The sequence below is a fragment of the Pleomorphomonas sp. NRK KF1 genome (genome assembly GCF_023721755.1).
In the GTDB taxonomy this organism is placed as follows: domain Bacteria; phylum Pseudomonadota; class Alphaproteobacteria; order Rhizobiales; family Pleomorphomonadaceae; genus Pleomorphomonas.
In genome coordinates this window covers 41,784-61,838 of sequence record NZ_JAMDLH010000001.1, presented here as the reverse complement: position 1 = coordinate 61,838, position 20,055 = coordinate 41,784, and the positions used below count along the sequence as shown (strand labels likewise).

Sequence of the window (20,055 nt, the reverse complement as noted above, 5' to 3'; positions counted from 1 at the left end):
CCTTCCGGACGGAGCCTGACGGAAGCGCCCGACCGGGCGCCGGCCGGCCAGGCCGAAACCCGCTTGAGCTGGATGAGTCCAGATCAAGCGGAACCGCTATGAAGGAGCGGCTCAGGCCGAGAAGAGCCTGTTGCCGCCGATCCATGTCGACTTGAGCTCGAAATCCGGCGTCAGAAGCAGGAAATCGGCATCCATGCCGGGCGCGACCCGCCCCTTGCGGTTCCCGATGCGCATGGCTTCGGCCGGATAGACGGTGGCCATGCGGATCGCCTCGTCGAGGCCGATCTCGAAGTGATCGGCGGCGTAACGCACCGAAGAGAGCATGTCGATGTCGGCGCCGGCCAGAGTGCCATCGGCGAGTGCCAGGCGGCCGTCGCGGCGGAAGATGGTCCGGCCGTTGAGTTCGAAGTCCGGCAAATCGGTGCCGATGGTCAGCATGGCGTCGGTGACGAGGAAAATCCGCCCCGGCCCGCGCTTGGCCCTGAGCGCCACGCGCGCCGCCGCCGGATGGACGTGGATCCCGTCGGCAATGAGCCCGGCCGACAGTCCGCTGTCCAGGACCGCGCCGACCATGCCCGGGGTCCGATGACCGAACGGGCTCATGGCGTTGAAGAGGTGGGTCGCCGTGCTGGCGCCAGCGGCGATGTAGGCCAGCGCCGTGTCATAGTCGCAATCGGTGTGGCCGAGACTGACGATGCCGCCGGCCTCGGCGAGGCGACGCACGGCCTCGACCGAGGTCGATTCGGGGGCCACGGTCAGCATCGTCGGGCCGGCACTCGTGAGCGCTCCGATCAGCTCCCGGATATCCGCCTCCTCCATCTGGCGCACGTAGGCGACAGCGTGGACGCCTCGCTTGGCCGCCGACAGATGCGGTCCTTCGAGGTGCAGGCCAAGATAGCCCGGCACGCCAGCCGCCCGCGCCGCCTGACCGGCGGCAATGGCCTCGGTGCGGGCTTCACGACGGTCGGTGATGAGCGTCGGCAACAGGGCCGTCGTGCCGAAATGTGCGTGAGCGGCGCAAATGCGCTCGATGGTCGAAACGCTCGGATCGTCGTTGAAGTTGATGCCACCGCCGCCGTTGACCTGAAGGTCGATGAAGCCGGGCACCGCCAGAAGTCCGCCGGCATCGATCACCTCGGTGCCGGCCGGCAGGTTGTCGGCGGCGATGAAGCGACCATCCTCCACAGCAATCTCTGCATCGTCGTGCCAAGCATTGCCGTCGAACAGGCGGATACCACGGATGTGAAGGGCGGACATGGGAACGTCTCCTAGGGTGGTGACGGATCAGGATTGGGGGAGCGTCAGCTCGGCGACGAAGTCGTAGGCGTCGGCGCGATAGAGCGACCGGGTGAACTCGACCACCCGGCCCGAAGCGAGATAGGAAATCCGCTCGATGGACAGACCAGCTTCGCCGGCCTGAACGCCGAGCAGAGCCGCATCCTGGCCGCGAATGTTGCAGGCCGATATGCGCTGCACGGCACGTACGGGCCGGTGACCGCTCCGGGCCAGCGTCTCGTAGAGCGATCCTTCGACGGCGGCGGGATCGGGCAACACCTCGGCCGAGAGCGCCGCCCGTTCGAGGGCCAGCGGCAGGTCGTTGGCGATCCGGAGACGTTCGAGCCGAGCGACACGGCCGCCGCCGGAGAGTCCCAGCATCATCGCCTCCTCGGGCGAGGGCAAATGCAGCCCCCTGTCGAGCCAGCGCGAGCTGGCCTTGAGGCCGCGCCTCGCCATGTCCTCGGTGAAGGAAGTGAGCAGCGAGAGCGATTGCTCCACCCGCTCCACCGGTTTGACCACGAAGGTTCCGGAGCCATGACGTCGCACCAGGAGCCCGGCTTCGACGAGTTCGTCCACCGCCTTGCGAACGGTGACGCGGCTGATGCCCAGGGAATCGGCGATTTCCCGCTCGGGCGGCAGAGCATCGCCGTGCTTGAGCTGGCCGCCGCCGATGGCGGCCTCGATGGCCTGCCTCAGCTTGAGATAGAGCGGTCCGGTGGCGGCGGCCTGCAACCGTTCGGGAGACAGGATGCTGGAGATGTCGCCGCTCATGCCGCGCCTCCACCTTCGCCAAGGAAAAGCCGATGGGCGAGCGCAACGGCTCCGTCGAGCGCGCTTCCCTTGGGCGCCACCAGACGCGTCCGATGCCGCTCGGCAAGATAGACGGGATAGAGAGGCGCGAGACCGCCGAGCAGAGCCAGACGCTCGGCGCCATCGGCGACGATACGATCCAGCGCCCGATCGACCGACGCGGCGGCGGCCCTGACGATGTCGAGCGCCACGGGGTCTCCGACTTCGGCCGCCGAGAAAACTGCCGGCGCGAAACGCCCGAACTCGCCCGGCGTCGCCGTCCGGGCAAACTCGACCATCGGGCCGGGAACACCACCGAACTCGGCGATCAATCGCTCGGTGAGCGGGGATGAATCGGTGAAACGATCGTAGGCAAGCAGCGTGGCGGCAAGCGCCGACCGGCCGAGACTGGCGCCCGAGCCGAAGTCGCCGATCACAAATCCCCAACCGCCGTAGGAGTGAACGGCATCACCCACGCGAGAAAAGAACACCGACCCCGTGCCGAGGATGGCCACCGCGCCGTCGCCACCGCCTAGTGCGCCTTCAAGCGCAATGAGGCCGTCCGAGACGACCTCCACCCAACCGACCGGCAGCGAGGACGCGATGAAGGCGGCGGTATCCCCGACGTTGCTGCCGGCGAGCCCCAGAACCACGCCCGAGCGCTTGAGTGTTCCACCATCCAGCCCGGCTGAGGCAATTGCCACGTCGACGGCAGCCTGAATGTTGGCAAGAGAGCCGGCTCGATCGCTCAGAACGTTGGCCGCGCCACCGGCGCCGGTGGCCAAGATGCGTCCGTCACGGCCGGCTACGGCCGCCCGACAGCCGGTCCCGCCTCCGTCGACGCCGATCACGAAATCCACCATCGCGGCCCTCCTCCGCTGAAAGTACCAAAAAAATACCATTTGCCAATCGACTTGTTGTCGACGAGCTGCGCTTTTTTGAGAGATCCAGAACAGTATGTTGTTTAATAACAGATATTCGAGCACACTCGCTTTGATAACCGTTGGCATCCTGGCAAAAATGAATGAAGTATGATTGTCCCCCTAGACAAGTGGTAGCTTTTTGGCATTATTGTCCGAGTGGGGAGTGGCAGAATGACGGCAAAGCTCGGCACCGAGGATCGCGATGTCCATGCGAAGGGGTTCGACACCCTGTCGCCGACGCGGATACTCGACGTGCTGGCCGCCGCCCAGGCGAACGCCGCGCGCAGCGTCGAAGCGGCCATTCCAGCCATTGCCGACGCCGCCGAACGCGCCGCCGCCGCCCTGAGGTCGGGGCACCGCCTCGCCTACGTCGGCGCCGGCAGTTCGGGGCTGATGGCGCTTGCCGACTGTCTGGAACTGCCGGGCACCTATGGCATCGGGATCGACGAGGCCATCGTCATCCTGGCCGGCGGTCGCGACAGTCTCGTCGACATGATCGGCGTGGGTGAGGACGACGCCGAGGCAGGAGCCGCAGATCTCGCGGCCGCCGGCGTCGGACGGGGCGATTGCGTGATCGCCGTTTCCGCGTCCGGCTCGACCCCCTACACGGTCGCCGCCGCCCGCGCCGCCAGGGAACGCGGGGCCACGGTGATCGGCATCGCCAACAACGAAGGCGCGCCGCTTCTTGCCGCCGCCGACGTGGCGGTGCTGCTCAGGACGCCGCCCGAGGTCATATCCGGCTCGACGCGCATGGGGGCCGGAACGGCGCAGAAAATCGCGCTCAACATGCTGTCGACGCTGATGGCCGTCCACCTCGGGCATGTCCACGACGGCCACATGGTCAACGTCAGGGCCGACAACGACAAGCTCCGGGCACGCGCAGCCCGCATCGTGACAGATGTCACGGGAATCTCGACCGACACGGCAACAGGGCTCCTTCGGGAGAGCCGTGGCTCGGTCAAGCACGCCATTCTGCTCGCCGCCGGCGCGGGAGATATCGAGGCGGCCAATGCCGCTCTCGTCGAGGCCGGCCAAAACCTGCGTCGGGCGATGTCGCTCGTCGCAAAATCATAATCGGGGTTCTCAACGCGCGTCATCAAGACGCGAGCAAAGGGAGACGGACGATGTATCGCACTACGTTGCAGGGTGTCCTGCTGGCATCGAGCATCCTCGCCGGCGTCGGCTCGGCCATGGCCGCCGACGTCACGCTCAACATCGAGAGCTGGCGCAACGACGATCTTCAGATCTGGCAGGAACAGATCATCCCGGCCTTCGAGGCCAAGCATCCGGGCATCAAGGTGACCTTCTCGCCGAGCGCGCCGACCGAATACAACGCCGCGCTCAACGCCAAGCTTGACGCCGGCTCGGCCGGCGACCTCGTGGCATGCCGGCCGTTCGACACGTCGCTGCAGCTGTTCGAGAAGGGCAAGCTCGAGGACCTGACCGGCCTCGAAGGCATGAAGAACTTCTCCGAGGTGGCCAAGTCCGCCTGGACCACCGACGATGGCGCCAAGACGTTCTGCGTGCCGATGGCGTCCGTCATCCACGGCTTCATCTACAACAAGGAAGCCTTCGAGAAGGTCGGCGCCGAGGTTCCCAAGACCGTCGACCAGTTCTTCGCCGTACTCGACAAGCTGAAGGAAGACGGCACCTACATCCCCATGGCCATGGGCACCAAGGACATGTGGGAAGCCGCGACCATGGGCTACCAGAACATCGGCCCGACCTATTGGAAGGGCGAGGAAGGCCGCAAGGCGCTGATCGCCGGCACCGAGAAGCTGACCGACGAACCGTGGGTCGAGCCCTATCGGGTGCTCGCCAAGTGGAAGCCCTACCTCGGTGACGGCTTCGAGGCGCAGACCTACCCCGACAGCCAGAACCTCTTCACGCTCGGCCGCGCCGCCATCTACCCGGCCGGTTCGTGGGAAATCGCGCTGTTCAACACGGCCGGCCTGAAGCTCGGCGCCTTCCCGCCGCCGGTCGTCAAGGACGGGGACACCTGCTACATCTCCGACCACAACGACATCGCCATGGGCCTCAACGCGGCCAGCGCCCACAAGGAAGAGGCCAAGGTGTTCCTAGAGTGGGTCGCCTCGCCCGAGTTCGCCTCGATCTATGCCAACGCGCTGCCGGGCTTCTTCAGCCTGAACTCGACGGCCGTCGACATGAGCGACCCGCTGGCCAAGGAGTTCGTCTCCTGGCGCGAGACCTGCAAGCCGACCATCCGCTCGACCTACCAGATCCTGTCGCGCGGCACGCCCAACCTCGAGAATGAGACCTGGACGGAATCGGCCAACGTCATCAACGGCACCGATACGCCGGAAGCCGCTGCCAAGAAGCTGCAGGACGGCCTCGACAGCTGGTACAAGCCGGCCAAGTGACGTGAAACACGACGGCGGCGCGGCCTTCCACGCCGCCGTCACCTCACCCGTCGGTCGCCATCGACCGACCGGTCGCCGGCGCCACAGAGATCGACATGACTGACCTTGCACCCGAACAGGGCGAGCAAGCCTCGCGGCGGCGGCCGCGGCGCTGGCATATTCTCGTCTTCCTCGCCCCCGCCGTCGTCATCTACACGGCGGTGATGATCCTGCCGCTCTTCGAGACGCTGCGGCAGTCCCTCTTCAACGTCGTTGACGGCGAGCGCGCCTTCGTCGGCTTCGCCAATTTCGCGACGCTGTTCGGCGATCCGCGCTGGGCGTCCGATTTCTGGAACGCGCTCGGCAACAACTTCGTCTTCTTCCTCATCCACATGGCCGTACAGAACCCGATCGGCATCGCGCTCGCCGCGCTCCTGTCGCTGCCCGGTCTGAGGTTCGCCGCCTTCTACCGCACGGCCTTCTTCCTGCCGACGCTGTTGTCCTTCGTCATCGTCGGCTTCATCTGGAAACTGATCCTGTCGCCGATCTGGGGCGTCGCGCCCTGGCTCCTGGATCTCGTCGGCATGAAGTCCCTGTTCGCGCCATGGCTCGGCAAGCCGGGCTCGGCGCTGATCGCGGTGTCGCTGGTCTCGGTCTGGCAGTTCATCGGCATTCCGATGATGCTGATCTACGCCGCCCTTCTCAACATTCCGGAGGAGGTGATCGAGGCAGCCGAAATCGACGGCATCACTGGCTGGGGCCAGTTCTTCAAGATCAAGCTGCCGCTCGTCCTGCCGGCCATCGGCATCATCTCGATCCTGACCTTCGTCGGCAACTTCAACGCCTTCGACCTCGTCTACACCATGCAGGGAGCGCTGGCCGGGCCTGACAGGGCAACCGACATCCTCGGGACCTTCCTCTACCGCACCTTCTTCGGGTTCCAGTTGCAGCTCGGCGATCCATCGATGGGGGCCACCATCGCCACCATCATGTTCCTGATCATCCTGATCGGCGTCTGCATCTACCTGTTCGGCATCCAGCGGCGCATCCGCCGCTACCAGTTCTGACGGAGGCGCGAATGTCCAAGGCAAGACAATCGACGCTGCGCACCAGCCTCGTGCACGTGGCCCTGATCGCCTACACGCTGGTGGCGCTGTTTCCGGTGTTCCTCACCATCATCAACTCGTTCAAGAGCAAGCAGGCGATCTTCGGCCAGCCCCTGCGGCTGCCCGGCCCTTCCACCTTCAGCCTGATCGGCTACGAGACGGTGCTGAAGCAGGGCGACTTCGTCACCTATTTCCAGAACAGCACCGTCGTCACGGTCGTCTCGATCTTCCTGGTGCTGCTGTTCGGCGCCATGGCCGCTTTCGCCCTGTCCGAATATCGCTTCCGCGGCAACACGCTGATGGGGCTCTATCTCGCCATCGGCATCATGATCCCCATCCGCCTGGGCACGGTGGCGCTGTTGCAGGGCATGGTGGCGTCGGGCCTCGTCAACACGCTGACATCCCTCGTGCTGGTCTACACGGCGCAGGGACTGCCGCTCGCCATCTTCATCCTGTCGGAGTTCATGCGAACGGTATCCGACGACCTCAAGAACGCCGGGCGCATCGATGGGCTCAGCGAGTACGCCATCTTCTTCCGCCTGGTGCTGCCGCTGGTGCGGCCCGCCATGGCGACGGTGGCCGTGTTCACCATGATCCCCATATGGAACGACCTGTGGTTCCCGCTGATCCTCGCCCCCGGCGAAAGCACCAAGACGGTGACGCTCGGCGCCCAGCTATTCATCGGCCAGTTCGTCACCAACTGGAACGCCGTGCTGGCGGCGCTGTCGCTCGCCATCTTCCCGGTGCTCGTCCTCTACGTCATCTTCTCGCGGCAACTCATCCGCGGCATCACCTCGGGAGCGGTCAAATGACATCGCCCGTTCGCGTTCTTTCCGCCGGCCTCGGCAACATGGGAAAAAGCCACGCCCTCGCCTATCATCGCAATCCCGGCTTCGAGATCGTCGGCCTCGTCAACCGCACCAGGGTGGCGCTGCCGGACGAACTCCAGGGCTACGAAATCGCCCCCTCCTTCCCGGAGGCGCTGAAGGCGCTCAAGCCCGACATGGCGTCGATCAGCACCTATTCGGAGAGCCACGCCGATTACGCGGTGATGGCCATGGAACAGGGCTGCCACGTCTTCGTGGAAAAGCCGCTGGCCACCACGGTGGCCGACGCGCGGCGGATCATCGACTGCGCCGTCGCCAACAAGCGCAAGCTCGTCATCGGCTATATCCTGCGCCATCATCCGTCCTGGCAGCGCTTCATCGCCGAGGCGCGGGCACTCGGCGGTCCCTACGTCTTCCGCATGAACCTCAACCAGCAGTCCTCCGGCAAGACCTGGGAGACGCACAAGGCGCTGATGAACACCACCGCGCCGATCGTCGACTGCGGCGTCCACTATATCGACGTGATGTGCCAGGTGACCGATGCCGCCCCCACGGAAGTGCGCGGCATGGGGCTCCGCCTTTCCAACGAGATAGCGCCGGACATGTACAACTACGGCCACCTGCAGGTGTTGTTCTCCGACGGCTCGGTCGGCTGGTACGAGGCCGGCTGGGGACCGATGATGTCCGAGCAGGCCTTCTTCGTCAAAGACATCATCTCGCCGAACGGCTCGGCCTCCATCGTCATGCGGGAGGGCAAGTCGGACGATGTCGACGCCCATACCCGCACCTCGACCATCCGCGTCCACAAGGCGGCAACCGGCCCCGACGGCGCGTTCCTGGCGCCCGACGTCGACCACACGATGGCCGGCGAGCCGGGCCACCAGGAACTCTGCGAGCTGGAACAGGCCTACATGCTCAGGGCGATCATCGAGGACATCGACCTCACCCAGCACATGAACGACGCCCTGAAGTCGCTGGCCGTCTGCCTCGCCGCCGATGAGAGTGTCCGCACCGGCAAGCCGGTCAAACTGCAAGGATAATGCCCCGTGGGATCGCTTGAACTCAGGAACATCAGGAAATCCTTCGGTGCGCAGGAGGTGCTGAAGGGCATCGACCTTCAGGTGAAGGACGGCGAGTTCGTCATCTTCGTCGGTCCGTCGGGCTGCGGCAAGTCGACCCTGCTGCGCTCGATCGCCGGCCTTGAAGACGTCACCTCGGGCGCCGTGCTGATCAACGGTGAGGACGTGACGGTCACGCCACCGGCCAAGCGCGGCATCGCCATGGTCTTCCAGACCTATGCGCTCTACCCCCACCTCAGCGTGCGCGACAACATGGCGCTCGGTCTCAAGCAAGCCGGCACGCCAACGGACGAGATCAATACCCGCGTCGCCGCGGCGACGGAAATGCTGTCGCTGGAGCCTTATCTCAAGCGCCGGCCGGCGGAACTCTCCGGCGGCCAGCGCCAGCGCGTCGCCATCGGTCGCGCGCTGGTGCGCGAACCGGAGCTATTCCTGTTCGACGAGCCGCTCTCCAACCTCGATGCCGCGCTGCGCGTGCAGACCCGCGTCGAGATCGCCCGCCTGCATCGTCAGCTCGGCGCCACCATGATCTACGTGACGCACGATCAGGTGGAGGCGATGACGCTGGCCGACCGCATCGTGGTGCTGAACGGCGGCGTCATCGAGCAGATCGGCTCGCCGATGGAACTCTACAATCGTCCGGCCAACCTGTTCGTCGCCGGCTTCATCGGCTCGCCACAGATGAACTTCGTCGAGGCGGCGCGCATCGGCGAGGCAGGAGTCACCATCGGGATTCGGCCGGAACATCTGTCTGTGTCGCCAGCGGAGGGCCGTTTCAAGGGCAAGGTCATTCACGCCGAACATCTCGGCGCCGACACCAACCTCTATCTGGAAACCGAGACGGCCGGTCTCATCACCGTGCGGCTGTTCGGCGAGCATCGCTATGCCGCCGACGACGTCGTCCATGCGACGCCGGACCCCACCAAGATCCACCGCTTCGACGAAAAAGGCAGGTCGATCGTCGCCTGACTTCTTTCAGACTTTATGTTGCAGGACGCCGCCTTCGGGCGGCGTTTTCGTTGGGCCAGGCAATCTCGATCAAGCGGCCATCTCGGGCTTCTGGCATGAAGATGAGGTAGTCAGCGCCGCGAGGACGACATGGAAATCCTGGACAGGGCGATCCAGCATATCGAGCAGAACATTCGGGAGCCATTGACGCTTGTCGAGCTTGCCGACCTCTGCTGCGTCAGCCCCTGGCACCTGTCTCGTCTCTTCCAGGCCAACATCGGTCTCGCGCCGATCAGCTACCTGAGGGCCCGGCGGCTGACGATTGCCGCCCAAGCCCTGGCGAAGGGCGACCAGGAGATCCTGCCTGTCGCGCTCGACGCCGGCTACAACTCTCACGAGGCGTTCACCCGGGCCTTCGCCGGCTGTTTCGGCGTTTTGCCGAGCACGGTTCGGCAGACTCGTACGACCTGCAATCTCTCACTGATGGAGCCTTGGACCATGCGCAAGGACATGATCATCGATCTCACCCCACCGAAATTCCGCGAGCGCGGTGCCTTCCGCGTGATCGGCCTGTCGACCCGCTGCACCTTTGAGACGAATTCCGTCATCCCAAAGCTGTGGAAAGATCTCGATCCACGCTGCGGCGAGGTTCCCTCTCCTGTGACCGGTGCAGCCTACGGCGTCTGCTGCGATATGGAGGCCGACGGGCACTTCCGTTATGTCGCCGGCCTGGAATCGACGGCAACAAACGTTCCGGCCGGCCTCGACTCGGTCGATATCCCGGCTAGCCGATATGCGGTGTTCGAGCACGTCGGCTCTCTCTCGATCTTCAACAAGACAGTCTACACCATCTGGAACAAGGCGCTGCCCGACGCCGGGCTTCAGCCGGGCAAGACACCCGACTTCGAGCTCTATGACGAGCGCTTCGATCCGAAGACCTGCAGTGGGACGGTGGAAATCTGGATCCCCATCGCCTGACCCATAACCATCCGCCGCCGCCGTGATCCTCTACCTGTGGCGAACGGACGGAGTCCGCAGCGTGACCAGCTCCTCGGCGGCGGTGGGATGGACGGCCATGGTGCGATCGAAGTCGCGCTTGGTCGCCCCCATGGTCATGGCGATGCCGATGGTCTGGATCATCTCGCCAGCCTCCGGTCCCATGATGTGGACGCCGAGCACGCGATCGGTGATGGCATCGACCACCACCTTCATGAAGGTGCGCTCGTCGCGTCCGGCGAGGATGTTGCGCATCGGGCGGAACTCCGCCTTGTAGACGTCCACCGCCGTGTATGCCGCGCAGGCCGCCTCCTCCGACAACCCCACGGTGCCGACTTCCGGCGTGGTGAAGATCGCCGTCGGCAGGATTGAATGATCGGCGAAACTCTCGCGGCCGCCGAACACCGTATCGGCGAAGGCATGTCCCTCGCGGATCGCCACCGGTGTGAGCTGGGCCCGGTTGGTGACGTCGCCAACCGCATAGATCGAGGGCACGGTGGTTTCCGACAGCGCGTTGACGACGACGGCGCCATCCTGATCGAGCGCCACGCCCAGCGCCTCGAGACCGAGCCCGGTCGTGTTCGGGTGGCGCCCGGTGGCGGCGAGGACCAGATCGGTGTCGAGATCGGAACCGTCGGTAAGACTCACGGCCAGACCAACCGCCGTCTTGTCGATTCTCCGCACCTGGATACCGGTGCGCAAATCGATGCCACGCGCCCTGAGCGCGTCGGCCAGCTTGTCCCGGACCTCCCGGTCGAAGCCGCGCAGCACCTGCTCGCCACGATAGAGCACCGTGGTCGCAACCCCGAGACCCACGAGGATGGACGCAAACTCAAGGGCGATGTAGCCGCCACCCACCACCACCGCCTTCGCGGGCAGGGTCGGCAGATCGAACATGTCGGTCGACGTGACGGCGTGCTCGATGCCGGGAATGTCGGGCAGCACGGGGCGATTACCGGTGGCGATCAGGATGCGCTCCGCCGTGATGGTTCGCTCCTCGGCAACGAGGCGGATCTCGTTGGGACCTGTGATGACGGCGCGGTCGCGGATGACTTCCACACCGGATCGCTGAAGGTTGCCGGCATAGATGCCTTCGAGACGGGTGATCTCCCGCTCCTTGGAAGCCCTCAGCGCCTCCCAGTCGAACGACCGTTCGCCGACCGACCAACCGAAACCGGCGGCATCGTTGAACTCTGCGGCGAACCGGGAGGCGTAGACCAGCAGCTTTTTCGGCACGCAGCCGCGAATGACACAGGTGCCACCGATGCGCGACTCCTCGGCAATGGCCACACGCGCACCATAGCCCGCGGAAATGCGAGCGGCGCGAACTCCGCCGGAGCCCGCGCCGATGACAAAGAGATCATAGTCGAAGGATGCCATTACCAACCGCCGTGTAGAGGAACGTCCGTCCTCTTATCATCCCGGCGGCCGGTCGTGGCAACACAAGTGCGTCAGAAGCTGTAGCCGCGCTTGTTGAGCTCGTCGCGCGAGCGGGTGAGGATTTCCGTCGACAGGGCGTCGCGCCAGATGCCGGCCGAGCGCATCGAGTCCTGGATGATCACCGGCGCGAGCTGGCCGTACTTCTGGCCGACCGGCGAGTTGAAGAAGGCGGTGATCTGCTTCAGTTCGTCCTCGTTGAAACGACCGGCCCAGACGCGCTCGAGCTCGCGATCGAGATCGGGGCGACGCTTGGCAAGATCGAGGGCGACGGCACTCACCACTTCCTCGATGTCCTTGGCGGCACCGGGGTTGGAGCGCTGGAACAGCGCCTTGGTCTGCTCGGCCAGCACGATCAAGATCTCGTTGAACTGTTCCGAGGCGTGAGCGGCGGCAATGGTTTCGCGAGCCGCCGCGAGGTGGGACTCGGTGAAGTCCTCAGACAATGCCGGAGACGCCAGCGCGGCGATCACCATGGCCGCCGCCAGCGGGCGGCGGAGAAGGTTCAGGGTCCGGTGCATAAACAAATCTCCGATATCGACTTCGTCGTTTGGCTTCATTCGTCCCGAAGGGCAAGCCCCTTGTCACGATCACCCGTGGCGCCAGGGCGATTCCCATATGGAATCACCGGCGGTTTCGATCGCGCCATAGCGGCGTCGCCCAGCCTGTGAAACCGAAATCTGGCGAAATGATGCGCCCGCCGCGATCAAGCCCCATTTCCCCCGAAACGGCCCTCGCTGGTTTGCCGCAAACTGCGCAATGTCGCAAGCCCGTTGCACTGCAACGCGACCATTGTTGTCCCCTTGGGCATGGCGATAGTCCTGGCATCGGCCCAAGGGCATGCTAAATCCCGTCTATCACGGAAAAAGAAAGGCAGAGCGACCGATGCGCCCTGTTGTCGTTTTCGATCTTGATGGCACGCTCCTCGACACCGGCCCCGATCTTCTGAGGGCGCTCAATCGGATCCTCGACGGAGAGGGCCTCTCGCCGCTACGGCATGAGGAGGTGGCCCTGTTGTTCGGTCATGGCGCGCGGGCACTGATCGGCGAGGGATTTCGTCGTGCCGGCCGGCCGCTGGACGCCGCTCGACTGTCCGAACTGGTGGAGCGCTTCATCGCCTTTTACGCGGCCGAGATCGCCGTGGATACGCGCCCCTACCCTGGCCTTGGCGATGCACTCGCCGGCCTCTCCCGGCGTGGCTTCGGCCTGGCCGTCTGCACCAACAAGCGGGAAGCGCTCGCTCACGCGGTCCTTGAGGGTACCGGTCTTGCGAGGTTCTTTGGCGCGGTGATCGGCGGCGACAGCCTGCCCGAACAGAAGCCGCATCCGAGACCGCTTATCGAGGCGATCGTCCGGGCCGGCGGCACACCGAACGCGGCCGTCATGATCGGCGACAGCGAAACCGATATCGCCACCGCCCGCGCCGCGCGCGTCCCCGTCGTCGCCGTCACCTTCGGCTACGGCGGACGACCTGCGACCGAGCTCGGGGCCGATGCCGTCATCAGTCACTACGACGAACTCGACAGGGCGATAGAGCTGCTCCTGTCCTGCTGACGGGCCTACCCTCCTTCACGCGTTGCAAACAGGAAACGCCCGCTGGCTCGTTTCGTTCCGGTCGTGGTTGCCACCGTCCGTTTGCCACCTTGCACAACGGATGGCGGTCACTCGTCCTTGAGGCCGGTCACGGCCTGCAGACGGCGCAGCAGCCAGAGGATGACGATGCCGGCAAAGCTGGCGAGTAGCGCGACCGACCACAGGCCGAGACCGCAGGCGAGACCTATGGCCCCGGAGAGCCACATGCTGGCGCCAGTGGTCAGTCCCTTCACGTCCCCCTTGGTGAAGACGATGACGCCGGCCGCCAGGAAGGTGATTCCCGCCGTGACGGCCTCGACAAGCCGGATCGGGTCGAACCGCATGGCGGGGTTTCCGTCCGCCATCGTCTCCGTCATGTAGACGGTGATCATGCAGAAGGTGGAGACGGCGAGCCCGACCAGCATGTTCGTTCTTAGACCGGCCGGATTCTTGTGAACGCCGCGCTCCAGCCCGATCATTCCGCACAGAAGGGCAGCGCCGACCGTTCTGAGCACGAGAACTTCGATCGGCAAGGGAAACTCGAAGGTAAACTCGTCGACAAGGCTTTGCAGCATATCCCCTCTCCTGGTTCTCCGACGAAATAAGCGTCGAAGAGGAGGAATGGTTCCGAACCATGGGGCCGGCAGCCGTCGTCGTTACGCGCGGCACGCCACCGGTAACGCTTGCAGCAAGTTGTTGAGATTTATCAGGTCCGGAGCTCTCAAACTAAAGCGGACCACCATCATGACTAAAGCCTGACCCAATCCGCATTGTTTTCAAATATAGCCTCACCCACAACGCCCGCGAGAAACAACCAAAGGCGACACTTTTCGAAAAATACGAAATTATTCTTACGCTCAGGCTCACCTGGTTGCAGATCGCTCCGTTAAGACGATGGTCGAAGTCCTGAACATTGATCTTGTTGTGTAGCGAATATTTTTTCGTTGTTAACGGTTGACGGCTAGACAGGGTGAAGCTGCCAATCGGACAGCGATGTCAGAGCTGGGGGTTCCAGTGAACGTTCAATCGATTAAGGTCAAGATCGTCGCGCTTTCGGTCGTTTGCCTGGTCGCAACCGTGGCGGCTGTCGTTGGCTACGGCGTGTTCGCCAGCAACACGGTCAACGAGCAGACCAACAAAAGCGTGTCCCAACTGCTCGAGACCAAATCGCGCGAAGCCCTCCTGGGCATCGCCACCACGCAGGCCGGGGACATTCGGGCCGAAGTGGATACCGCCTTCGCGGCGGCCCGCAACATGGCGCGCGCCTTCGAGATGATGGTCGAGGACGGTGCATCCGCGACCCCGGCGGACCTGCGCCGCGCCCAACTCAACGCTACGCTGCTCAACGTCCTCAAGGACAATCCTCGCTTCAACGGCACCTACAGCGCCTGGGTCGCCGACGGTCTCGACGGCAATGACGCCGCTTTCAAGGGCAAGGCGAACGTCGGCTCGGACGGAACCGGGCGCGCCCTGCCCTACTGGACGCGCGACAGCGCCGGCAAGATCGCGCTCCAGCCGCTGGTCGAATATGACAGCCGCGAGAGCCATGCCAACGGCCTGATGAAGGGCGGTTGGTTCATCGGCCCCGAGGAAACCGGCAAGGAAAGCATCCTCGCGCCGTTGCCTTATATCGTGCAGGGCAAGGCCGTGTACCTCGCGACGATGTCGGTTCCGATCACCGTGAAAGGCAAGTTCCTGGGTGTTGCCGGCGCCGACTTCGACCTGTCGGCCATTCAGAAGCTCGCCGAAGCCGTCAATGGACAGATCTACGGTGGCGAAGGCGCCGTCACGATCGTGACCGACAAGGGCTTGGTCGTGGCTTCCAGCGTCGATCCATCGGCCATTGGCGGACCGCTGTCGAAGATCAACACGTCCTGGCAACAGGATATGGAGACGATCTCGGCGGGCAAGCAACTTGTCACCTACGAGGAATCCAGCGATCGCCTGCGCGTGTTTGCGCCCATATCGCTTGGCCGTACCGGCATGAACTGGTCCGTCATCATCGGGGTTCCACGTTCCGTCGTGATGGCAGACGTCAGCAAGCTCGCAGCCGAGACGGCGGAAGCCCAGAATGATAGCACCAGCAACCAGATCCTGGTGTCGATGGTGGTCGCCCTCGCCGGCATCATCGTCATGTGGCTGGTGTCGCTGTCGGTCAGCAAGCCCATCCAGCGCCTGACCACCGCCATGGAAGGCCTCGCGGCCCGCAAGACCGGCATCGTCGTGCCCGGCACCGACCGCAAGGACGAGATCGGCGCCATGGCCCGCACCGTCGGCGTCATTCAGGACAATGCCGTCGTCGACGCCAGGGAGGCAAGCGAGCAGGCCGCCGCCAACGATGCGCGCATTGCCGCCGAACGGAAGGCCGCGATGGCCAGGATGGCCGACGAGTTCGAACAGTCCGTCGGCGCGATCGTCGGTTCGGTCTCCTCGGCGTCGACCCAACTCCAGTCGGCCGCCCAGACCCTGACCAGCAATGCCGAGGATACCTCGGTCCGCTCCTCCGAGGTCGCCCATGCTTCCGAGGAGGCTTCGGCCAACGTCAACACGGTCGCCTCGGCGTCCGAGGAGATGGCGGTGTCGGTCCAGGAAATCAGCCGCCAGGTCGCCGAAAGCGCCAGAATGGCAGCGAGCGCCGTGCAGGAAGCCATCGGAACGGCCAAGACGGTGAAGGACCTTTCCGACGCCGCCCAGCGCATCGGCGAGATCATCGACCTGATCGGCAACGTCGCCGGCCAGACCAACCTTCTGGCGCTCAACGCGACGATCGAAGCGGCGCGCGCCGGTGAGGCGGGCAAGGGCTTTGCCGTGGTGGCCTCCGAGGTCAAGAACCTCGCCGACCAGACGGCGAAGGCAACCGCGCAGATCAGCGCCCAGATTTCCGGGATCCAGTCGTCCACCGAGACGGCGGTCACGGCGATCGACAGCATCTCGAAGACCATCGAGAAGATGGACCAGATCGCGGCCCTGATCGCCTCGGCGGTCGAGGAACAGGCGGCGACGACGCAGGACATCGCCCAGAACGTCCAGAGCGCATCCTCGGGCACGGCCGGCGTTTCCCGCAACATCGCGCTCGTGACCCAGGCGGCATCGGCGACCAGCGCGGCGGCCGAGCAGGTCCTGAGTTCCTCGGCGGAACTGTCGCAGCAGTCCGACATGCTGAAGGAGCAGGTCAGCACCTTCCTGACGACCGTCAGAGCGGCCTGAGCCAACCAAGACCAATCCGACCCGCGGGCGGCCGAGCGGCTTCCCGCGGGTCTTTTCGTTCTTGCCGGTCGGCCTTGCTTGCGCCCCATCATGGGCTGGAAAGCGCGACGCCGATACGCGATGATCTCGGCAGCAAGCCTTGCCGAGACCGGCACATCCTGGGAACCGACCGATGACCCTCAGCCAAGACGAAGTCCGCCGCTACTCGCGCCACCTGCTGCTGCGGGACGTCGGCGGTCCGGGCCAACAGAAGCTGAGGGAGGCAAGGGTTCTCTGCGTCGGAGCGGGCGGGCTCGGTTCCCCCATCATCGAGTATCTCGCCGCCGCCGGCGTCGGGACGCTCGGCCTCGTCGACGACGACGTGGTGTCTCTGTCCAATCTCCAGCGGCAGGTCGTCCATTCCACCACCAACGTCGGCAAGCCGAAGGTGGAGAGCGCCGCCGAGCGCGTCGCGGCGCTCAACCCGAACGTGACGGTGGAGCTCATTCCCGTTCGCCTCGACGGAGACAACGTCGCCGACATCGTCGGGCGCTTCGACGTCGTCGTCGATGGAACGGACAACTTTCAGACGCGCTTTCTGGTCGCCGATACGGCCTACGCGCTCCAGAAACCACTGGTAACCGCCGCTGTCCAGGAGTTCTACGGTTCGGTGACCACCCTCCAGCCCTATCTGTCGGATGACGATGGTCGCCCCTTGCCGAGTTGGCGCTGTCTGATGCCGAACGAGCCGGATGGCGAGGTGCCGACATGCGCCCAGGTGGGCATTCTCGGCGCCGTCGTCGGCGTGCTGGGGACCCTTGCCGCCTGCGAGGTGTTGAAGCTGATCACCGGCGTCGGAACGCCGCTGATCGGCCGGCTGCTGATGGTCGACATCCGCGACATGCGCTTCGACAGCATCGGCTACAAGCGCCGCCCCGATACGGTCGTGCCGCTCAGTCCCGCTCGAGCCGAATGATCTCGACGATCTCGCCCGCCGATATGGCCGGAGCGTGTTCGGGCCGGATGACGAGGGCATTGGCCGCGGCCATCGTTCGCATCAGGGACGAGTCCTGCCGTGCGAAGGGGGTCACACACAGCTGCCCGCCCTTTACGGTCGCTCGACCGCGCAGATAGTCGCGGCGCAGATCGTTCGACCCGAGCGGTTCCTCCAGCACGGCAAGCGAGGTTTCCGGCAGCACCTCGCCGCGCCCCAGCAGGGCGCGGATCAACGGCGCCAGGAACAGCACGCCGCACACCAGCGTCGAGACCGGGTTGCCGGGCAGACCGAGAACCTCCGCCTGCCCGAGCCGCCCATGCATCAGAGGCTTGCCGGGGCGCATGGCGACTTTCCAGAAACCGATCGCCGCCCCCTCCGCTTCGAGCGCGGCACGGGTGTAATCGTGATCGCCGACGGAAGCGCCGCCGATCACCACCACCACGTCGGCGCCGCCATCGATGGCCAGCCGGATATGCCGGCGCAACATGCCGAGATCGTCGGGGGCAATGCCGAGATCGAGCGGAACGCCGCCCGCTTCGGCGATGAGGTGGGCGAGCGGCACCGAAGACGACGCGACGATCTGGTGGGCTTGCGGAACGCTTCCGGGTGGCACCAGTTCGTCGCCGGAGGCGATGAGGGCGACCCGAGGCCGACGACGCACGGGAACGCTGTCGTGGTTCATGGCGGCGACAAGCCCAAGCGTGCCGAACCCAAGGCGCACTCCGGCAGCAAGACCGACTTCCCCTTCGCTGAAGTCGATGCCCCGCGCGCGGACATAACGCCCCGAAACCGGCTGTATCCTGAAGCGGACGCGGTCTCCGTCCCGCTCGACGTCTTCCTGCATGACGACGCAATCGGTCCCCGTTGGCAGCGGGGCGCCGGTGAAGATACGGACGGCCTCCCCCGCGCCGACTTCTCCGTCGAAAGCATGGCCGGCCGCGGCCTCTCCGACCACGCGAAGCCAGACGTCGCCGGAAGACGCCGCCGAGGCGGCGTAACCATCCATGGAGGAAATGGGAACCGGCGGCTGTGTCCGCCTTGCCTTGAGATCGGCGGCCAGAACCCGCCCCCCGGCCTCGCCGAGCGGCACCCGCTCGCTCACGGTCGGCCGGACGGCGGACAGGAGTTCGGCCTGGGCGGCATCCACGGAAATCAACGTCATGACGTCTCCTATCGGCGATCGGGCGCCGCCAGCCAGTGGCCGGACTTGCCTCCGCTTTTCTCGACGAGGTGAATGGCCTCGATGCGCACGCCTTTCTCCACCGCCTTGACCATGTCGTAGATCGTCAGGCAAGCAACCGAAACGGCGGTGAGCGCTTCCATCTCCACGCCCGTCTTGCCGGTGCAGCGAACCGTTGCCGAGATGGTGACGCCAGGCAGGGCCGGATCGGGATCGAGGTCAAGCTCGATGCCGGTCAGCGCCAGAGGATGGCAGAGAGGGATGAGATCGGAGGTCTTCTTGGCGGCCATGATACCCGCCAACCGCGCGGTGGCGATGACGTCGCCTTTCGGAATCCTGCCGTCGACGATCAGGGCCAGCGTTTCCGCCTTCATGATCACCCGGCCGCTGGCGGTCGCCGCCCGCTGGGTGACGTCCTTTTCGCCGACGTCGACCATATGGGCAGCGCCCTTGTCGTCCAGGTGACTGAGTCCATTGGTCATGGCGTGCTTATCTCCGGCAAGATTGAGGCTTGGGCCGCTTCGGTCATCGGTTTTTCCATCGCCCTCTTCAGTTTGCAACGCACCGTGGACAACTCGGTATGCAACAGAGATCGGACATCCCTCCCTGGCGGTCCCTGGCGGTCGACAGACGATTGGCAGCCCCCCGCGGAGTTCTTGCCGTCGACTATGACGGCACCATAGCCGAGCATGGCCGGGTCAGCGCTGTCACCGAGGCGACACTTCGGTCGTTGCGCGAGGCCAACTTCCGGCTGATCCTCGTATCCGGCCGGCGGCTTGAAAACATCCTTCCGATTTGCGACGTGCTCGACCTGTTCGACATGGTGATGCTGGAGAATGGCGCAGTATCCTACTGCCCTCAAACAGGAACCGACCAACTGATCGCGCCGGCGGTCGATCAGCGCTTTCTCGCCGATCTCGAGCGCGAGCTTCCTGGCGCGCCCCTGTTCATCGGTCGATCGATGGTGGCAACCAGCGCCAGGAATGCGGAACGCGTCGAGATGGTGATCCTGCGCGGCGGCTACGACCTCCACATGGTCGGTTGCGGCGGGCGGGTGCTGGTGCTGCCGATGGGAGTCAGCAAAGGCAGTGGTCTCTCCCACGCCCTCACCGAGCTCGGGCTGCGCCGGGATCAGGTGATCGCCGTCGGGGATGAGGAGAACGACATCGATCTTTTCGAGGGATGCGGTCTGCGCGCAGCGGTCGGCAACGCCTCTCCCCGGCTCAAGGCGGCCGCCGACATCGCGTTGCCGGGCGGGTGCGAAGAAAGCATCCGGCACCTTGCCGAACTGCTGCTCGCCGAAACCTCCCCAGGCGAGGCGACGGCCTGAACCGGCCCATTCGGCGTGATGGAATGGGCTCATGGTCGTGACAGGGC

19 protein-coding genes are annotated in these 20,055 nt (G+C 65.1%); 11 read left to right on the top strand and 8 right to left on the bottom strand.

The annotated features are described in order from the left end of the window. Positions 1-111 precede the first annotated feature (111 nt). Genes nagA through M4J39_RS00330 form a run of 3 tightly spaced genes read right to left on the bottom strand, consistent with a single transcriptional unit; the run spans position 112 to position 2,930 of the window. The gene (gene nagA, locus M4J39_RS00340; protein ID WP_251725521.1) at positions 112-1,257 is read right to left on the bottom strand and encodes an N-acetylglucosamine-6-phosphate deacetylase; all 1,146 of its coding nucleotides are present in this window, start codon (positions 1,255-1,257) and stop codon (positions 112-114) included. A 27-nt stretch (positions 1,258-1,284) separates the two neighbouring features. After that, entirely contained in the window at positions 1,285-2,049 is a 765-nt protein-coding gene (locus M4J39_RS00335; RefSeq protein ID WP_251725520.1) for a GntR family transcriptional regulator, read from the bottom strand. Then, entirely contained in the window at positions 2,046-2,930 is an 885-nt protein-coding gene (locus tag M4J39_RS00330; RefSeq protein WP_251725519.1) for a BadF/BadG/BcrA/BcrD ATPase family protein, read from the bottom strand. Before M4J39_RS00330 ends, M4J39_RS00335 begins: the two co-directional genes overlap by 4 nt. A 231-nt stretch (positions 2,931-3,161) precedes the next feature. Here M4J39_RS00330 and M4J39_RS00325 point away from each other — a divergent pair, with 231 nt between their 5' ends. From M4J39_RS00325 to M4J39_RS00295, 7 genes are all read left to right on the top strand, one after another. Beyond that, positions 3,162-4,064 carry an N-acetylmuramic acid 6-phosphate etherase gene (locus M4J39_RS00325; protein ID WP_251725517.1) on the top strand — a complete coding sequence of 301 codons (903 nt, stop codon included), beginning with the start codon at positions 3,162-3,164 and terminating at the stop codon, positions 4,062-4,064. Positions 4,065-4,114: 50 nt separating this feature from the next. Continuing rightward, positions 4,115-5,371: an ABC transporter substrate-binding protein gene (locus M4J39_RS00320; protein ID WP_251725515.1), complete on the top strand. Its 1,257-nt coding sequence runs from the start codon at positions 4,115-4,117 to the stop codon at positions 5,369-5,371. 95 nt (positions 5,372-5,466) lie between these two features. Then, positions 5,467-6,417 (top strand): carbohydrate ABC transporter permease, encoded by a 951-nt coding sequence (locus tag M4J39_RS00315; RefSeq protein WP_251725513.1) that lies wholly within the window; start codon positions 5,467-5,469, stop codon positions 6,415-6,417. Between the two features lie 11 nt (positions 6,418-6,428). After that, positions 6,429-7,268 carry a carbohydrate ABC transporter permease gene (locus M4J39_RS00310; RefSeq protein WP_251725512.1) on the top strand — a complete coding sequence of 280 codons (840 nt, stop codon included), beginning with the start codon at positions 6,429-6,431 and terminating at the stop codon, positions 7,266-7,268. Next, positions 7,265-8,323: a Gfo/Idh/MocA family protein gene (locus tag M4J39_RS00305; RefSeq protein ID WP_251725510.1), complete on the top strand. Its 1,059-nt coding sequence runs from the start codon at positions 7,265-7,267 to the stop codon at positions 8,321-8,323. Before M4J39_RS00310 ends, M4J39_RS00305 begins: the two co-directional genes overlap by 4 nt. Positions 8,324-8,329: 6 nt before the next feature. After that, positions 8,330-9,331, top strand: a complete 1,002-nt coding sequence (locus M4J39_RS00300; RefSeq protein WP_251725509.1) for a sn-glycerol-3-phosphate ABC transporter ATP-binding protein UgpC — start codon at positions 8,330-8,332, stop codon at positions 9,329-9,331. Positions 9,332-9,460: 129 nt separating this feature from the next. Then, entirely contained in the window at positions 9,461-10,288 is an 828-nt protein-coding gene (locus M4J39_RS00295) for an AraC family transcriptional regulator (RefSeq protein WP_251725507.1), read from the top strand. A gap of 30 nt (positions 10,289-10,318) precedes the next feature. On the opposite strand, the gene gor is transcribed toward M4J39_RS00295, so the two are convergent. After that, entirely contained in the window at positions 10,319-11,686 is a 1,368-nt protein-coding gene (gene gor, locus M4J39_RS00290) for a glutathione-disulfide reductase (RefSeq protein WP_251725506.1), read from the bottom strand. Between the two features lie 71 nt (positions 11,687-11,757). Next, the gene (locus tag M4J39_RS00285; protein ID WP_251725504.1) at positions 11,758-12,264 is read right to left on the bottom strand and encodes a DUF2059 domain-containing protein; all 507 of its coding nucleotides are present in this window, start codon (positions 12,262-12,264) and stop codon (positions 11,758-11,760) included. A gap of 364 nt (positions 12,265-12,628) precedes the next feature. Between M4J39_RS00285 and gph the strand changes: the two genes are divergently transcribed. After that, complete coding sequence (gene gph / locus M4J39_RS00280) at positions 12,629-13,297, top strand: phosphoglycolate phosphatase (protein ID WP_251725502.1); 669 nt, start codon at positions 12,629-12,631, stop codon at positions 13,295-13,297. A 107-nt stretch (positions 13,298-13,404) separates the two neighbouring features. Here the strand turns inward: gph and M4J39_RS00275 are convergent, their stop codons facing one another. Further along, a complete protein-coding gene (locus tag M4J39_RS00275; protein WP_251725500.1) occupies positions 13,405-13,890 on the bottom strand; it encodes an MgtC/SapB family protein in 486 nt (161 codons plus the stop codon). Between the two features lie 439 nt (positions 13,891-14,329). Between M4J39_RS00275 and M4J39_RS00270 the strand changes: the two genes are divergently transcribed. Both M4J39_RS00270 and M4J39_RS00265 read left to right on the top strand, forming a co-directional pair. Then, complete coding sequence (locus M4J39_RS00270) at positions 14,330-16,522, top strand: methyl-accepting chemotaxis protein (RefSeq protein WP_251725499.1); 2,193 nt, start codon at positions 14,330-14,332, stop codon at positions 16,520-16,522. 172 nt (positions 16,523-16,694) lie between these two features. After that, complete coding sequence (locus tag M4J39_RS00265; RefSeq protein WP_251725498.1) at positions 16,695-17,477, top strand: HesA/MoeB/ThiF family protein; 783 nt, start codon at positions 16,695-16,697, stop codon at positions 17,475-17,477. On the opposite strand, the gene glp is transcribed toward M4J39_RS00265, so the two are convergent. After that, entirely contained in the window at positions 17,455-18,660 is a 1,206-nt protein-coding gene (glp, locus tag M4J39_RS00260; protein ID WP_251725496.1) for a gephyrin-like molybdotransferase Glp, read from the bottom strand. The two genes, M4J39_RS00265 and glp, sit on opposite strands and share 23 nt — an antisense overlap. Before the next feature lie 8 nt (positions 18,661-18,668). Beyond that, complete coding sequence (gene moaC / locus M4J39_RS00255; RefSeq protein WP_251725494.1) at positions 18,669-19,160, bottom strand: cyclic pyranopterin monophosphate synthase MoaC; 492 nt, start codon at positions 19,158-19,160, stop codon at positions 18,669-18,671. Between the two features lie 152 nt (positions 19,161-19,312). On the opposite strand from moaC, the gene M4J39_RS00250 reads away from it, so the two are divergent. After that, positions 19,313-20,008 (top strand): HAD family hydrolase, encoded by a 696-nt coding sequence (locus M4J39_RS00250; protein ID WP_251725492.1) that lies wholly within the window; start codon positions 19,313-19,315, stop codon positions 20,006-20,008. Positions 20,009-20,055 lie beyond the last annotated feature (47 nt).

Coding starts and splice junctions, on each gene's coding strand:
- M4J39_RS00275 (WP_251725500.1), bottom strand. CDS start 13,890: ATGCTGCAAAGCCTTGTCGACGAGTTTACCTTCGAGTTTCCCTTGCCG.
- M4J39_RS00335 (WP_251725520.1), bottom strand. CDS start 2,049: ATGAGCGGCGACATCTCCAGCATCCTGTCTCCCGAACGGTTGCAGGCC.
- gph (WP_251725502.1), top strand. CDS start 12,629: ATGCGCCCTGTTGTCGTTTTCGATCTTGATGGCACGCTCCTCGACACC.
- moaC (WP_251725494.1), bottom strand. CDS start 19,160: ATGACCAATGGACTCAGTCACCTGGACGACAAGGGCGCTGCCCATATG.
- M4J39_RS00305 (WP_251725510.1), top strand. CDS start 7,265: ATGACATCGCCCGTTCGCGTTCTTTCCGCCGGCCTCGGCAACATGGGA.
- M4J39_RS00330 (WP_251725519.1), bottom strand. CDS start 2,930: ATGGTGGATTTCGTGATCGGCGTCGACGGAGGCGGGACCGGCTGTCGG.
- M4J39_RS00295 (WP_251725507.1), top strand. CDS start 9,461: ATGGAAATCCTGGACAGGGCGATCCAGCATATCGAGCAGAACATTCGG.
- glp (WP_251725496.1), bottom strand. CDS start 18,660: ATGACGTTGATTTCCGTGGATGCCGCCCAGGCCGAACTCCTGTCCGCC.
- nagA (WP_251725521.1), bottom strand. CDS start 1,257: ATGTCCGCCCTTCACATCCGTGGTATCCGCCTGTTCGACGGCAATGCT.
- M4J39_RS00325 (WP_251725517.1), top strand. CDS start 3,162: ATGACGGCAAAGCTCGGCACCGAGGATCGCGATGTCCATGCGAAGGGG.
- M4J39_RS00315 (WP_251725513.1), top strand. CDS start 5,467: ATGACTGACCTTGCACCCGAACAGGGCGAGCAAGCCTCGCGGCGGCGG.
- M4J39_RS00320 (WP_251725515.1), top strand. CDS start 4,115: ATGTATCGCACTACGTTGCAGGGTGTCCTGCTGGCATCGAGCATCCTC.
- M4J39_RS00285 (WP_251725504.1), bottom strand. CDS start 12,264: ATGCACCGGACCCTGAACCTTCTCCGCCGCCCGCTGGCGGCGGCCATG.
- gor (WP_251725506.1), bottom strand. CDS start 11,686: ATGGCATCCTTCGACTATGATCTCTTTGTCATCGGCGCGGGCTCCGGC.
- M4J39_RS00310 (WP_251725512.1), top strand. CDS start 6,429: ATGTCCAAGGCAAGACAATCGACGCTGCGCACCAGCCTCGTGCACGTG.
- M4J39_RS00265 (WP_251725498.1), top strand. CDS start 16,695: ATGACCCTCAGCCAAGACGAAGTCCGCCGCTACTCGCGCCACCTGCTG.